The sequence below is a fragment of the Flavobacterium rakeshii genome (genome assembly GCF_009741375.1).
Taxonomy (GTDB): domain Bacteria; phylum Bacteroidota; class Bacteroidia; order Flavobacteriales; family Flavobacteriaceae; genus Flavobacterium; species Flavobacterium rakeshii.
The window spans coordinates 34870-50207 of the sequence record NZ_WOWP01000058.1 but is presented as its reverse complement, the minus strand read 5'-3'; the positions used below and the strand labels follow the sequence as shown (position 1 = coordinate 50207).

At 37.2% G+C, this 15338-nt stretch carries 16 protein-coding genes and 1 riboswitch; of the genes, 5 read left to right on the top strand and 11 right to left on the bottom strand.

Annotated elements, in window-relative coordinates; translation table 11 throughout:
- Positions 1-228: 228 nt before the first annotated feature.
- Complete coding sequence (fumC, locus tag GN157_RS15135) at positions 229-1626, bottom strand: class II fumarate hydratase (protein WP_157484343.1); 1398 nt, start codon at positions 1624-1626, stop codon at positions 229-231.
- A gap of 221 nt (positions 1627-1847) precedes the next feature.
- Between fumC and GN157_RS17875 the strand changes: the two genes are divergently transcribed.
- A complete protein-coding gene (locus GN157_RS17875; RefSeq protein WP_197429474.1) occupies positions 1848-2012 on the top strand; it encodes a hypothetical protein in 165 nt (54 codons plus the stop codon).
- 23 nt (positions 2013-2035) lie between these two features.
- Positions 2036-2100: riboswitch (Fluoride riboswitch) on the top strand.
- A gap of 39 nt (positions 2101-2139) precedes the next feature.
- Positions 2140-3480, top strand: coding sequence for a voltage-gated chloride channel family protein (locus GN157_RS15130; protein ID WP_157484342.1), 1341 nt, complete (start codon positions 2140-2142; stop codon positions 3478-3480).
- On the opposite strand, the gene GN157_RS15125 is transcribed toward GN157_RS15130, so the two are convergent.
- The 5 genes from GN157_RS15125 to GN157_RS15105 all read right to left on the bottom strand — a co-directional run bounded on the left by GN157_RS15125 (position 3450) and on the right by GN157_RS15105 (position 7934).
- The gene (locus GN157_RS15125) at positions 3450-5720 is read right to left on the bottom strand and encodes an ATP-binding protein (protein ID WP_157484341.1); all 2271 of its coding nucleotides are present in this window, start codon (positions 5718-5720) and stop codon (positions 3450-3452) included. The genes GN157_RS15130 and GN157_RS15125 overlap by 31 nt on opposite strands.
- 13 nt (positions 5721-5733) lie before the next feature.
- Complete coding sequence (locus GN157_RS15120; RefSeq protein WP_157484340.1) at positions 5734-6327, bottom strand: biliverdin-producing heme oxygenase; 594 nt, start codon at positions 6325-6327, stop codon at positions 5734-5736.
- A 15-nt stretch (positions 6328-6342) separates the two neighbouring features.
- Positions 6343-6777 carry a response regulator gene (locus GN157_RS15115; protein ID WP_157484339.1) on the bottom strand — a complete coding sequence of 145 codons (435 nt, stop codon included), beginning with the start codon at positions 6775-6777 and terminating at the stop codon, positions 6343-6345.
- Positions 6778-6920: 143 nt separating this feature from the next.
- Positions 6921-7367 carry a response regulator gene (locus GN157_RS15110; RefSeq protein WP_157484338.1) on the bottom strand — a complete coding sequence of 149 codons (447 nt, stop codon included), beginning with the start codon at positions 7365-7367 and terminating at the stop codon, positions 6921-6923.
- A gap of 6 nt (positions 7368-7373) precedes the next feature.
- A complete protein-coding gene (locus tag GN157_RS15105) occupies positions 7374-7934 on the bottom strand; it encodes a helix-turn-helix domain-containing protein (protein ID WP_157484337.1) in 561 nt (186 codons plus the stop codon).
- 231 nt (positions 7935-8165) lie between these two features.
- Here GN157_RS15105 and GN157_RS15100 point away from each other — a divergent pair, with 231 nt between their 5' ends.
- Positions 8166-8840, top strand: coding sequence for a hypothetical protein (locus tag GN157_RS15100; protein WP_157484336.1), 675 nt, complete (start codon positions 8166-8168; stop codon positions 8838-8840).
- 54 nt (positions 8841-8894) lie between these two features.
- Here the strand turns inward: GN157_RS15100 and GN157_RS15095 are convergent, their stop codons facing one another.
- From GN157_RS15095 to GN157_RS15080, 4 genes are all read right to left on the bottom strand, one after another.
- Positions 8895-9308 (bottom strand): VOC family protein, encoded by a 414-nt coding sequence (locus GN157_RS15095; RefSeq protein ID WP_157484335.1) that lies wholly within the window; start codon positions 9306-9308, stop codon positions 8895-8897.
- A 181-nt stretch (positions 9309-9489) separates the two neighbouring features.
- Positions 9490-9873 (bottom strand): DUF3037 domain-containing protein, encoded by a 384-nt coding sequence (locus tag GN157_RS15090; RefSeq protein WP_157484334.1) that lies wholly within the window; start codon positions 9871-9873, stop codon positions 9490-9492.
- Positions 9863-10645 carry a HipA family kinase gene (locus GN157_RS15085; protein ID WP_157484333.1) on the bottom strand — a complete coding sequence of 261 codons (783 nt, stop codon included), beginning with the start codon at positions 10643-10645 and terminating at the stop codon, positions 9863-9865. The genes GN157_RS15090 and GN157_RS15085 overlap by 11 nt, the downstream gene beginning before the upstream one ends.
- Positions 10646-10743: 98 nt before the next feature.
- Positions 10744-11295 carry a hypothetical protein gene (locus tag GN157_RS15080; RefSeq protein ID WP_157484332.1) on the bottom strand — a complete coding sequence of 184 codons (552 nt, stop codon included), beginning with the start codon at positions 11293-11295 and terminating at the stop codon, positions 10744-10746.
- 169 nt (positions 11296-11464) lie between these two features.
- Here GN157_RS15080 and GN157_RS15075 point away from each other — a divergent pair, with 169 nt between their 5' ends.
- Both GN157_RS15075 and GN157_RS15070 read left to right on the top strand, forming a co-directional pair.
- Entirely contained in the window at positions 11465-12715 is a 1251-nt protein-coding gene (locus GN157_RS15075) for a hypothetical protein (protein ID WP_157484331.1), read from the top strand.
- A 1-nt stretch (position 12716) separates the two neighbouring features.
- Entirely contained in the window at positions 12717-13943 is a 1227-nt protein-coding gene (locus GN157_RS15070) for a hypothetical protein (protein WP_157484330.1), read from the top strand.
- Here the strand turns inward: GN157_RS15070 and GN157_RS15065 are convergent.
- On the bottom strand, positions 13940-15328 hold the full coding sequence (locus tag GN157_RS15065; RefSeq protein WP_317163547.1) for a sensor histidine kinase: 1389 nt from the start codon (positions 15326-15328) through the stop codon (positions 13940-13942). The genes GN157_RS15070 and GN157_RS15065 overlap by 4 nt on opposite strands.
- Positions 15329-15338: the final 10 nt, after the last annotated feature.

Sequence of the window (15338 nt, the reverse complement as noted above, 5' to 3'; positions counted from 1 at the left end):
TCCTTTTGTCTTGAAACAAAAGAACCAAAAATTCAAGGCTCGAACTCTTTAGACTAAAAATTATTTCATTCGTCTAAACCATCCGAACTCGGCTTGCCTCAAACACCGGATGCTTATTAACGTCTCATTTATAATTTTCTTACGTCACAGAGTTTAATGCCAGTAGGGGGTTGATGAAAAATAAAAGCCCCGTTATTGCGGGGCTTTATATATAAATTTAAGTATGTCTTATTTTAAAGAACCTACCATGTCTTCAGGTTTAACCCAAGCGTCAAAATCTTCAGGAGTCACATAACCTAAACGTACAGCCTCTTCTTTAAGGGTAGTACCGTTTTTATGTGCTGTTTGAGCAATTTCGGCAGCTTTGTAGTAACCAATTTTAGTATTAAGCGCAGTTACAAGCATTAATGAGTTGCTTACAAGCTCGTTGATACGAGTGTGGTTTGGCTCAATTCCTTTTGCACAGTGCTCGTTAAAAGATACACATGCATCACCAATTAATCTTGCTGACTGTAGGAAATTAGCCGCCATAACCGGTTTGAATACGTTAAGTTCGTAGTGACCCTGAGTACCACCTACAGTGATAGCCACATCGTTACCCATTACCTGAGCACAAACCATAGTTAAAGCCTCACACTGAGTAGGGTTAACTTTACCCGGCATTATAGATGATCCCGGTTCGTTTTCAGGGATAAGGATTTCTCCAATTCCCGAACGCGGACCAGATGCAAGCATACGGATATCGTTAGCTATTTTATTTAATGAAACAGCAAGTTGCTTTAATGCACCGTGAGTTTCCACAATAGCATCGTGTGCAGCAAGAGCCTCAAATTTGTTCTCTGCAGTTACAAAAGGATGTCCTGTAAACTTAGCGATGTACTCAGCTACTTTTACATCATATCCTTCAGGAGTGTTAAGTCCTGTACCTACAGCAGTACCACCAAGGGCAACTTCTGATAGGTGAGCTAAAGTATTTTTAAGTGCTTTTAAACCGTAGTTAAGCTGTGCTACATAACCTGAAAGCTCCTGACCTAAAGTTAGGGGAGTAGCATCCATAAGGTGTGTACGGCCTATTTTTACTACGTTCATAAACTCCTGAGACTTTTTGTGTAAAGTATCACGAAGTTGCTCTACACCCGGAATAGTGATTTCCACAACAGCTTTGTAAGCAGCAATGTGCATACCTGTAGGGAAAGTATCGTTAGAAGACTGGGATTTGTTTACGTCGTCGTTAGCTTTAAGTACCGGCTCCCCTTCGCCAATTTTACCTCCGGCAAGAACCTGAGCTCTGTTTGCAACAACCTCGTTTACGTTCATGTTACTTTGCGTACCCGAACCTGTTTGCCATATTACAAGCGGAAACTGATCGTCCAGTTTACCAGCAAGGATTTCGTCGCATACCTGAGCGATAGCATCACGCTTCTCTACAGATAGTACGCCTAAATCGTGGTTAGCATAGGCAGCAGCCTTTTTAAGGTAAGCAAAACCTTCTACGATTTCTTTTGGCATAGAAGCGGCATTACCTATCTTAAAGTTGTTTCTTGAACGTTCGGTTTGTGCGCCCCAATACTTGTCTGCAGGGACTTTCACTTCACCCATGGTGTCTTTTTCTATTCTGTATTCCATTTTTTGTGTATTTATTGTAATTCAGTTTGATTTGGTTTTTTAAAACGTAACTGACTGATGTTGTGAACGCGTTTTAAAAACTCAGCCAAAAATAAGCAATATCACCAGGTATTGAAAACGATTTCATAAAATTATTTTGTGTGTTTTTTGGTTTTTTGTGTTGGTAAAAATAAATTTTAGGATTATCTTTGGCGTGAATTAGAATAAACATATATACGATCATGTTCGAATTTCATCAATACTTAGGTTTCTTAGGCTTTCTAACTATTTTAACAATAGGATTTTGGTTAATGATGTTCCTTGTAAGCTTCGTGTTTTACTGGGTAGGCGGTGCAACCGTTGAATTAATCAAAGAGAAAAGAGCTAACAGAAATAGCGAAAACTAATAAAAGCTGCCTCAGGTAGCTTTTTTGGTACAGGCAATGATGTCTGCCTTGAACCGCCCTTCACAGGGCTGATGGCGTCTACAGTTACGGCAATTGCCGTGTAGATGTATTATATAAACAAGGTAACATGAATAAACAATCTTTAAAAGGACTCATTGCATCTGTCGAACAGATTCCACAATTTTTTTATCTTTTAAAGTGGCTGCTTATTTCGGCAATTGTCGGGGTATTGTGCGGTTCTGCTTCTGCATTCTTTTTAGTCTCGCTTGAATGGGCTACAAATTGGCGTGAAAACCATATTTGGATTATTGCTTTACTACCACTGGGTGGACTCATAATCGGACTCTTATATCATTATTTTGGCAGTAGTGTTGTTAAAGGTAACAATATGCTGCTGGAAGAACTCCATACCCCCAAACAGGTTATTCCTTTCCGTATGGCGCCACTGGTGTTGTTTGGTACTATTGCCACACACTTTTTTGGTGGTTCTGCCGGGCGTGAGGGTACTGCCGTGCAAATGGGTGGTGCTATTGCCGATCAGCTTACCAAACTTTTTAAAATGCGTCCGCGTGACCGTAAAATACTTATTATTATAGGTATTAGTGGTGGTTTTGCATCTGTATTCGGTACACCGTTGGCGGGAGCTGTTTTTGCGCTTGAGGTTTTGGTTTTGGGAAGGATGCGTTATGAGGCAATACTACCAAGTTTCCTTACGGCTGTGGTGGCTAATTATAGCTGCCAGATATGGGGAGTAGGGCACACGCATTACCATATTCCTTTTGTTCCCGATATGACTCCGATTAACTTGCTGTTAGCGGCCGGAGTAGGTATTGCATTTGGACTTACAGCTATGCTTTTTTCCCGAATGACACACTTTTGGGGTGAACTTTTCAAATCAAAAATCAGTTATTCTCCGTTACGACCTTTTGTGGGAGGTATAGTAATCGCTGTTGCTGTATTTGCAATTGGTACTACAAAATATATAGGTTTAGGTGTTCCTGTAATTGTAGATGCTTTTAATCAGGATCTTACTTCATACGACTTTCTTCTAAAAATTCTGTTTACTTCTTTTACCCTTGGCGCAGGTTTTAAAGGTGGGGAAGTAACGCCATTATTCTTTATAGGAGCTACACTGGGTAATGCACTGGCATTTTTTGTACCGTTACCTTTGGCATTACTGGCAGGTATGGGATTTGTGGCTGTTTTTTCGGGAGCTACTAATACGCCAATTGCCTGTACGCTTATGGGTATAGAACTTTTTGGTGCCGAAAGCGCCGTGTTTATCGCTATTGCGTGTGTGGTTGCTTACCTGTTTTCAGGACATACGGGAATTTATTCTGCACAAATAGTAGGTAGTTCCAAGCACCTGTTGTTTGGCAGGGAGCAAAATAAAACACTGGCTACCGTAGGCAGTTCACGTAAGGAAAGAAGAACCAATTATCTGGCTACTCTGTTTGCCGGAAAATAAATACTGATTACCGCACCTTCATCTAAATTACCTGTTGCCGATATGTACCCGTTGTGGTTTTGTACTATCTTTTTACAAAGTGCCAGTCCAACCCCAGATCCTTTATATTCTGAAGAAGAATTCAGCCTTGTAAATATATTAAAGATCGATTCGGCATATTCCTGCTCGAAACCTATACCGTTATCGGCTACATAAACCAGTCGGTATAACATTTTGTCTGTATCATTATGTACTACCGGTACAGCTTCCGCAGATATTTTTACTACAGGGTTTCTGTCGTGAGCTGAATATTTGATAGAGTTGCTTATAAGGTTAGAGAACAGCTGTTTTAAAAGGAATGGTACTCCCTGTATTACAGGAAGCTCATCCACCTGTACCTCGGCCTGTTTTTCTTCGATAGTTTCATGTAATTCAGTAATTACATCGTTAACAATATCGGTAAGGTTAACCGGTTCAAAGTTGCTGTCTTCGTGTTTTAAGCGTGTGTATTTAAGGATGTCTATCAGCAGGTTTTGCATCCTGTTAGCCGAACTGTTCATTCGCCTGATAGAATCTTCCACCTTTTCCGGGATATCCTTTTCGGTACTCAATATACGTGACGATATAAGCTGGATTTTACGTAACGGTTCCTGTAGGTCGTGTGTGCTTATCCAGTTGATGTTTTCAAGCTCCGAATTGGTTTCCTTTAATAACTCACTCAGTTTTCGGTATTTTTCCTCTTCCTGAGTAATGATTAACAGGTTAATTTGCCTTTGCAGGCTATAAGCATAAGTAGCCGCTGTATCAAGCTCGGGTTTTTCCCAGGGCTTGCTCTGGCAGTCTACTATTTCCTTCCAAAGTTTAAAAGAGTTTCTTGGAGAAAGCCCTTTTTCGTCTTTAATTATTGATTTATTTGGATCTCCGGCCCAATTTACTTCCTTCTTGGTTTCGGGTCTGTACCATATAATACAGTTGTTACTTTCTATATCAAGAGAATGATATATTAGTCCCGAAGCATCTTCACATATATCTTTATATTCCGGTAGCAGGCTAACTAACTTATCGGTATGTGTATGTCCGTTTTGGGTATATGTTGCCAGCCAGCTGGATAGCTTTTGTATTTCCTCATCAGGAGGAGTAAGTCCGTTTTTGTATACTGTGTTATTAATTAGTATTGAAACCCCCGATGCATTGCAAAGTTCCAGTAAATGTGGTGAGGCTATAAGCTCATCAAAAGTATGGTTCTCTGTTATGGAAATAGCGTTTAATTTCTCAAGTGCTGTATTTGTTTTTTGAGACAGTTCGTACTCCTCATTTTTTTGCCTAAGGTCAATTTGAGAGGTAATAAAATGCCCTTGTAACTGAGCTGCCAGCCTTAATTCGGGCGACAGGTTTTTAGGCGAATAATGGTGGCAGGCAATAAGTCCCCAAAGTTTTTTCTGGTAAATAAGCGATATGGTAAGCGTGGCGCCAACTCCCATATTGTGCAGGTATTGCACGTGGATAGGTGAGGTGCTTCTTAAAATAGACAGGCTTAAATCCAGGTTTTTATCTTCACTATCATCTAAGGTATATACCGGAACCGGAGTATAATCAACATCGGTAATAATACGTAACAGGTTTTGCATGTATAGTTCGCGTGCCTGCTTAGGTATATCAGTATGTGGATAATGAAGTCCTAAAAACGGCTCAAGGTCTTCGCGTACGCTTTCGGCAAAAACTTCTCCGTTATAATCTTTATCAAAACGATAAATCATTACACGGTCATATCCTGTAATATCGCGTGTTCCTTTGGCTACAAGCTGACACAATTCCTTAAAGGTATTGGTATCGTGCATGTAAGACAGAAACTGTGATGTTTGATTGTATTCGCGGGAAGCGTCTATTTCGTTTACGCTTGCCGGTTCGGCCTCAATAATATAAAGGGAATCGCTTTTGTGAACCGTACATACAAAATGCTTATCAAGCAGACTTATTTTAAGCAGACTTGATGAAAGCATCAGCTTTTTTTCAATATAGCTTTTAAGGTCAGTAAGTGCCTGTTCGCCAAAAACAGCATTAAAGGTTTTACCTAATGCCTGCTCATGGCTAACACCGGTAAAGTCTTTACTGTTACCGCTGCAAAATTCTATTTTGTAAGTGTTGGAGTGAACAGCAATTAGGAATCCGTGTGGCTGAATGCTTCCCGGAATATGTATGGGTTCCTGTTCACAATTAGTAAGGTTTACAATATCACGATTTACGATATCCTTTATATTCATAAACTAATGGGGGTTAGTTTTGGGTAAAATGCCTGCTAATGGTATTAAAGGCATATTCTGCCCCGGCTATTATTTGATCTTCGTTGTTGTGCTCTTCCTCATAAGCTGTTAATGCGTTAAGGAAAGATTTCCACATACTACCTGTTTTATTACCGTAGCCGGCAAAGTAAGCAGTTCCGTTATCTTCGGTAAGGCCTAAAGCAGTGTTGATATTTTTTAATATAATCCTTCCGCCAAGCGAAGAACCTTCAATAACATACAGTATCCCCATCCTGAAAGCAGGTGACATAGCTTCTATGTTTTCAAAAGGCTTTTGGTTTTGCATTTTAGCATAGCCCAGCGCACTGAAGTCACTTTCTATAAGGGCTGCTTTGTTACGTTCGGCAATATCGGGCATAATAGAGGTAAGGGCAGGAAAAATCTCTTCTTCTGCCTGCTTAACCACATCATGCATAAGGTTTAGGTAAAATAAATACTGGGAAGCTGTTACTTCAGGATCCATTATTGATTCTGAAACAGGAAGCCTTTCCAGGTTTGTATGGGCTACCGATGTTTTAGTACGTAATCTTTCTAAAAACGTTTCGGCAGTCGTAATATCATTATTCATAATAAAAATATCTTCTTAGGTAAAGTATACGAAGTCGTTAGTCTCTACAGTGAACTTATCCCAGTTTATTTTAAGGGTATGTTCTATAGATTTTTTAAGCTTATCAAAAGCGCCCGACTTAGGTACATAAAAAGAGGCTCCAAGGTCTTTACTCTGCTGTATGGTAATATCATCACTTGAGGTAGAGAACATTACCACAGGTAAATCTTTATGCTTCTCTGACTCGCGCATGCGTCTTAATGTTTCCAGTCCGTTCATGCCCGGCATATTAATGTCTAAGAATACCAGGTAAGGAGTGGGAGGCGGGTTGTCTAAAGCGTGCAGTAACTCTTCGCCGTTGCGTTGCGTAACCACTTTTACATTAGTATCTATGATATCGATAATTTCCCTGAAGAAATCAATATCTTCCTGGTCGTCATCGGTATAAAATATTGTTAGTTCATTATTCATGGCCTATTAATTTTAAGCGGGTTTGAAACAAATATAGTTTAATTAATACCGAATATCTGTTTACAAGCTGTTAATATTAGAGTTGCAGTGAGTTATGCAGAATGTTATAACATCCCTGCTTTAAATTATAAATACTTTACTTACTAAAAATTCAGTATAAAACTGTCTTTATTCAGTCCGTCTGTAATATACTGCCAGTTAATGTGAATTACATCTGAAAGTATTTTTTTCAGTTCGGTAAAATCCGAAGGTTTTTTGATGTATACATTAGCCCCCGAGATAAATGTCTGTTCCACATCATGATCTGAAGAAGAGGTGGAGTATATAGCTACCGAAATATTTTTAAGTCGCTCACTGTTCCTTATTTCCTTTAAACATTCCATCCCTGATTTTCGGGGCATGTTAAGGTCAAGAAAAATAATGTCCGGCAGCGGATTTTCCTTAACCACAAGGTGATTCATTAGCGATACCCCATCGTTAAATGTGGTTAGGGTATACTTTATTTTAACCTCCTCGAAGGCTTCGGTAAAAAACAGACGATCGTCTTCGTCATCATCTGCCAGCATAATGTGTAAGTGAGTATGTAGCATGTAGGCTTATATATTATTTTCTGCTATTCTTTTTTGCCTCATTATTTTTTGAAAGGTGGTAGGAGTAACTCCGGTTATATTTTTGAACTGCTGCGACAGGTAAGCGACGCTGCTGTAGTTCATCATGAACGAAATTTCGGTAAGGGAAAGACTTTCTGTCATTAACAGCTGTTTTACTCTTTCAATTTTATGTAGGATTATAAAATTTTCTATGGATATAAAGGTAACTTCCGAGAACACCTGTGACAGGGTGCGGTAACTTTCATTAAGCTTTTCAGAAAGGTAAGACGATATTTTTAACGACTGTACTCCCTTATCTGCATAAAGCATCTCTATAATGGCATTTTTTATTTTTTGTACCAGTATGCTTTTTTGATTGTCAACGATTTCAATGCCATATTCTTTTAAGGAATCAATCAGTTGATTGTATTTTTCCATCGGGATGTTTTCCCTGAATTTGACATATCCGGGTTCGGTTACTTTGCAGTCAATTTCAAATTTGTCTAATTGCTGCTGTAGCAGAACTTTACACATCTGGTCTATGTTGTATTTTATGTAAAGCTCCATTAGTTGTCCTTTAATTAGCGAGTAAAATTAATAATTTTTATTAACATGTGTTTAAGCACGCCGCTTTTCATAGCTGTCCGATAGACTAATATTGTAAGGTGTGTTTTTTTAAAAAATTTAGTGTCAGTATTTTAGGTCTTTTTTATAAATTTAGAGAACCTTTAAATCTTAACATTCTGCCCTGTGCAGTGTATAGCAAGGTTATTAACCCTAAATGCAATATAATAAATTATGCTGTTTTTTCAAATACCTCCTCCCGATGGCGGGATAATTTATACCGAAACAAACATGGATAACCTGTTTCCCGAACCGTTAAACGCCATTACCTCAATACTATTTTTGTTTTTGGCCTTTTACTGGACATTTAAATTATGGGGAAGGGCAAGGCAGCACACCTTTTTGTTTAGTGCTGTTATACTGCTGTATATAGGCGGAATAGGAGGGACAGTTTACCACGGACTGCGACAGTGGAGTGTTTTTATTGTAATGGACTGGCTGCCTATAATGTTACTTTGTATTGCTGCGGGTGTGTACTTTTTAACCCGACTTACAAAATGGTATTATGCCGTAGGACTTATACTGTTGTATGTAGGTTTTCAGTTTTTGTTGCGAAATATAATTAAGGGAGACAGGCATCTGCTTATAAACATTAACTATGCGGCTATGGCTGCCATGGTACTGTTCCCAGTGCTGGCTTATCTTGTAAAAACGAAGTTTAAAAACGGGTTATGGGTAGGCACGGCACTTTTAGCTTTTATTTTCGCACTGGCTTTCCGGGTAGGAGATGGCTGGGGCTGGGTAAGCTTCGGGACTCATTTTTTATGGCATTTGTTTGGCGCAGTAGCGGCACATTGTATGTTTCAATACATATACCTGATAAACAACAGGGATTTACTTACCGCCTAAAAACACAAAACCCGCTTTGAAGGCAAAGCGGGAATGGATAAAAGATAAGATGTGCTATTCGGTTGGCATGGCGCTCATATCCATATAGAATATTTCCCATTGGTGTCCGTCTAAATCCTCAAAATTGCGGTTGTACATCCAGCCGTAATCTATAGGATCTTTGTATTGTTTACCACCTGCAGCAAAAGCTTTCTCTATAATACTTTCTACTTCGTCACGACTGCTTACAGATAGTGCCGTGATTACCTCTGTTGCCTTTTTAGCATCTGCTATAGGTTTGGTAATAAAGGTACTAAAATATTTTTCGGTAAGGAGCATGGCATACATGTTTTCTCCTATAATCATACATGTTGCATTCTCATCAGTAAACTGAGGGTTAAAAGTAAAGCCTACTTTAGTGAAAAACTCAATAGACTTGTTAAGGTCGTTTACCGGAAGATTGATAAAAATTTGATTGATTTTTGTCATAACTGTTCGTTTGTTGATTTGTATACTACAAAGTTATAAACAAAACCCTCACACAGGGTGTGTATATTTGACTAGCAAAGGGGGAAATCAGGACGATTTTAGTAATTAGAATTGAGAATTGAGAATTGAGAAATCTCATAAATATCTTTTTATCTACTATCTCACTACTACTATCTCCTATCTATAATACCAAATCTTCAAACAGGCGTTGTGTCAGTTTTTCCATATCACTACAAAAGCCAGGGTGTGGTCTTGAGGTTTGTATAACCGAACTGCGCACAGCCGTTAACCACCTGAAACGTTCCGGGGCTTCCATTTGGGCAATAGGTCCGCCGTCTTTAGCACCACGTGCTATTTTTTCAAACGACTCCAGGTTTTGTTTAATTTGGTCGATATCGGTTTCCGGAGAAAACAGCAGTATTTTAGGTTCGTTAATGGTATAAAGTGCCTTAACGAACTTTTGCCTTTTGCAAAACACTATCACCCCTACATTAAGGAACTCTTCGCGCTCCACACGGGGAACAACACGAATCACGGCATATTCATATAGGTGTTTATCTTGCATTTTTAGCCTGATTTACAAAAATATCACTGTTTTCTAATCTCGTTAGCAGGAACTGAGTGTACACTTCGCGCACCTGTTCCGGCTCAAGGTCGTTATCCTGCCAGTCCATCCATTCGGCAGGGATAAGTGCTGTTATGGAGCGTATTTTTTCTTCGTTAAGCAATCCTTTAAATTCGGTATTCACTTCGTCCAGCAGGGATGCCTGTGGCAGTAGCACATGGTCTTTAATCAAAGCAAACGGAGTTACCGCAGCAGCCTGAGGATCGTTAAACGAATGGTGGAAATACAGCGAAGCTCCGTGGTCTATAAGCCACAGTTCCTTATGCCATATAAGCATATTAGTATTACGGAAGGTACGGTCTACATTGGTAATAAAAGCATCAAGCCATACAATTTGTGAAGCCATTTTAGCATCGACAGTTGTAACAACCGGATCAAAATTTATAGCCCCCGAAAGGTAGTGCAGGGCAAGGTTAAGCCCCTGGCTAAACTGTAGTAAATCCTGAATTTCCTCATCTGCTTCGGTACGTCCAAAAGCCTCATCAAGGTTAGCAAACACAAGTTCGGGTACGGGTAAACCTAATAGCCGTGCCATTTCGCCACCTATAAGTTCGGCGATAAGGGCTTTGGTTCCGTGTCCGGCACCGCGAAATTTAAGTACGTATTTAAAGTCGTCGTCAGCCTCGGCAATGGCAGGCAGCGAACCGCCCTCGCGCAGCGGGGTAACATAACGCATTACGTTTACAGTGCGTAATTGTGGTGTTTTGCTCATGGTTACTAAGTACAGCTTTTACACAGCAGTTTTGTGATGTAAAAATAGCGAATTTTTATAAAGAAGCCCTGTTTGTTACCCTTATGGGAAACAGGTGTTTAAACCGAAGGCATAGCAGTAGGATACCAGTTCCTGTCTTCCAGGAAAGAAATAATATCGTTAAAGCCCTCTTGGGTTACTTCCTTTTTAGATATGATGAAAGCCGGTGTAGTCGACGTATCAAAATACAATAGTACGCTGTTTTTATTGATTACCTTAAAACTGGTGCAGTTGTCCCAGCTTAGGGTTATGGCAACTCCGTTTGTTGTATAATGGAAAGCCTCTTTAGTGAACTCCAGTACTCCGGTTGTGTTTTTCCATTTTTGGATTGCAGCTTCAATAAGGCGGTGTTGTTTTTTTCTGTTCTTACTGATGTTTATGTAGTGGTTAACACAGTTGATAGCCAAATGCAACCCAACTGCTATAAATACATACCCTGCATTTGCCACACCAAGCCCCGAAACTAAAAACCAACCGCCAATACCGGTTATTAATATGGCCTGTGCCAGTAATAAATGGGTGTTTCTTACCCTGGTGTACCAAAGGTGATTAAAGGCATCAATAGTTTTTTCCCTGTAAAGGGCAGGGTTAAAGGGTATTTCAAATTTCATTTATATATAGCGTGGTTTGCCGTAAATATAAAGAATAAATTTTGAGAACTATATTTAAAAAAAACATACCTACAATAAAACGAACTAAATGTGATTTTTGATATCATTTAATATGTGAATTAGTTAAAAAAATAATTATATTTAACATAGTTATTTATTATAAAACATAATGAAAATAGAAATACTTGATTCAAAAAGAATTGAAAACCGTACATGGTATTTATGTAAAGGAAATTTACTTGATTATTTAAATGAGCTAAAAGAAGATTTTTATGAGTATGCTATTCAAAGAAAAATAGTTAAAAATCAATACTTAGATAGTCTTTATTCTACAATTAAAACAGGTGAACCAATCCCTACTATTACATTGACATATAATGAACTAACTATTGACAATATTGATGATAATAGGGGAGTTCTTGATTTAAGTAAATCGGAAATACTTGATGGTTTACAACGTTCATTTCGTTTGTGGTCATATTTGAAAATTTCAAATTACTATGGTCAATTTAAGGACGATATATCGAATTATAGAGATTTTGCTAAAAAAGTAAAAGATTTAAATCCTCTTTTTTTTAAATCAGGAGTTATTTCTACTAGGTTATTAAAAACAATTATTGAAAATAAAGAAATAGAAAATATAAAAGGAGTTTTTGATCAATCTTCTATATATATAACTATTTGGGCTGGTTTAACAGAGAATGAAATAATAAAAAAAATGTTAGTGTTAAATGCAGGGCAAAAATCGGTTTCAAAAACTCATCAATTTGAACTCTTATTTTTACACTTTTTCAATGCTATTGAAAGAGCTGGAATTGGTATAAAATTGTTTAGAGAAAAAGACAAGAGAGCAAATGATATTAAAAAAGGGAAAAGAGAAATAGGGGAGTTTATGTTTTCTTCTGTGATAGTTTCTTTGCAATCTTTCGTCGAAGAAAGACCTCTTCGTGTATCTACTGAAAATCTTATTGATAATGATGTTCAAGAGGTCGAAACTGATCAATCAATTTATGATTTAGTTTTTAACACTAGATACCTAATCTTCTTTTTAAGTAAATTAATTAAGCTTGATGAATTAATCTTTGAAATGAATGGTGATGATGGAAAAGAATGGTTTTCAAAGGATACTACTTTAAGTGGTGTTTTTGCAGCTTTAGGTCAATATATTAATTTATCACAAATAGTTGATGAACGTGAATTAAAAGAAAGGACAGGTTTTGTTTTCGATAAGTTTGAAAGTGTAATTAGTAATCAGGGGCTTAGTCTTAATGACTTTAAGCAAGAGTATAATGTTTTGTCAAGTAGGTCAGTTAATATTGGCACCTTTATAAGAAAGACGGTAATGGAGTTTGTAATTGTTCTGCTAAATGAAGGAGAGCCGACTTGGTCTCAAATTTTTGAAAAAGTAAAAAATAAATAGTATGACTGGAAGCGATTTATTATCAAAAATTATACTTTCTTTAAATATCTATTTTGATTTAAATGATGATGAGGTTATAGATTTTATCAATGTTGATGAAGATATTGAAAAGGCAATTGACAAACTATTAAACATAGACGATTTATCAGATAATTTTGAGATATTTTTAAATTCACTCAAAATTATTAATAGGGAAAATAGAGAAGATTTTTTAAATACACCTTATGCTTTGAGCGGTGATGTTAATATTATTGATTTTTCTCAACCTAATTTGATAAGAAAAAACAGGAGTTTTGCTTATTCAGATACAAATTTTGGTTATTTTTCTTCTAAAGTCTTATTTAATGTGAATAGCTTGATTGATTTATCATCTTTAGAAAACTCATTTATTTGGAAACAAATTGAAGAATTTTTAGTTATTAATTATGATAACAATCAAAATAATGACCTTTTACTGTTTGATACGATTAAAGCTACAGATAAGACAAAGGGATTAGTTAATAATAAGAATATGGTAGATTTCCAAGAAGAAAAGCATTATCCATATATTTATTTATGTTATTTAAATAGCTCAAAGTCAATTATTCTTCCACAAGATTTAACATATACACCGCCTAGTCTTTCAACTTTTTTTAATTATGTTAATAATAATAATTATGAACAGTTTTTTGATATATATGATGTTATAAATGAATTAAATCAAGCTCCCGATATTTTAAATAGATTTTTAAGGTTATATCATATATTGGAATATTTAGTTTATCGTGTTTATCTAGTTAACTTAGTTAGTAGGTTAAACGATAATAAATTTTTTGTTAGAGAATTCATTATTTCTGCAGAAAAAATGAAAAAGGAAGAAAAAATTTCTTTTTTAAATAATTTTGTATCTATTTTCAGTGTTGATACTACTTCAATAAATTCGGAATTAAATGCTGTTATAAATCAACAAATTATAGATTTTTTAAAAGAAAAAAATATAGTAAAAGGACTAGCATTAATTAATAATAATATGAAAAAAATAGCTGAGCTTATTTATGGCTTGCGATGTTGTATTGTTCATAATAAAGAGAGTGAATATCATATCACAGTTTCTAATCATGATGATTATGCATTGATTATTCCTATTATAAAAACTATTTTAAGAGTATTTGAAGACTTAATAATTAAAAAGATGGTTAATAGTCAAACGGAGATAACCTATGATAGAGCTAATGTAGATTTATTTTAATTTTTTTTCAAAAACAACCTTACCGTAGTACCTTTTTCCTCCTTACTGTAAATATCTATAGCGATACCCAGTAGTGAGCACAGGCGTTTTACGATAGAAAGCCCAAGGCCCGTACCTTTAATGTTGCTGTGTTCGGTAGCTTTAGAGCGGTAAAACTGGTTGAATATTTTTTGTAGGTCGTGCGCCGGTATACCCATACCGTTATCGTTTATGGTAATGCAGGTACCATCGTTCTGGTTTATGGAAACGGTTATTATACCATTATCGGGCGAATACTTAATGGCATTCGATATTAGGTTGTTTATAATAATAGAAAACAGGTATTCGTCGGTTTCATGGTAGTAGTCCTTATCAAATTCGGTTACTAGCTGTATGTTTTTATCCTTTACCGTTTGTGAATAGCGGGTAAGCGTGTCCAGTAATACCGAGTTAAGGTAAACGCTTTCGGGCTTAATAGATTGTTTTTGGTTTTCAAAACGCGCCAATAGCAATAACTGATCTACCATGTGGTTAAGGCGGTTTACTTCGCTGATGCAAAAGTTTATTTTTTCTTCATATTCCTCACGGTCACGCGGTTTGCGTACCAACACTTCCAGAGTTCCCTTAATCACGGCAAGGGGAGTGCGCAGTTCGTGTGAGGCATCGCTGGTAAACTGTTTTTCGCGCTCAATAGCATTTTGTATGCGGTCCAGCAGGTTGTTTATGGTTTGCGATAATGTGTATAGTTCATCTTTATTTGGTGGTAACGGAATACGTGAGGTAAGGTTATCGCGTGTAATATCGTTTGACGTACTCATTATAGATGCTACAGGCTTAATACTGCGCCCGGCAATAATACGGGCAATTATGAACAGTACCACCAATACAAGGGGATAGGCTATCCATAATATTTTACTCAGGTTGTTAATTACCATTGCGGCATCTTCCAGCGGAGCGGCAACCAGTATATATCCTACCACATTCCCTTCACTGGTTACGGGTACTTCTATTTGCCTAACCGACTTATGTTGTAGCCAGGTATCATAAGAGAGGGTTTGTTCCTTTTTGTATTTTATATGCAGGAACGATTCTTTAAGATTGGGCGACTTATCGGTATAATTACCGTCGGCATCTACAAACTCAATAAAAATAGGGTTTATGTCGAGCGTGTTGTGTTCTTTTTCCTGCCATTCCAGCGAGTCCTGTATGGCAAAACCGGCATTGGTAATATCGATTTCGGTCATCAAATCGGCTACCTCAATACTCAGGTCGCGTTCCACATCGCTGTATACGCTTTGGCGTACGGTAAAATAAATAACCACAAACACGGCAAACACCAATAGGGCAGTGCTCACAATGTAGTAAAACGCAATACGGTTGCGAAAAGAAAACGATATGGCTTTCACTGGGGATTCT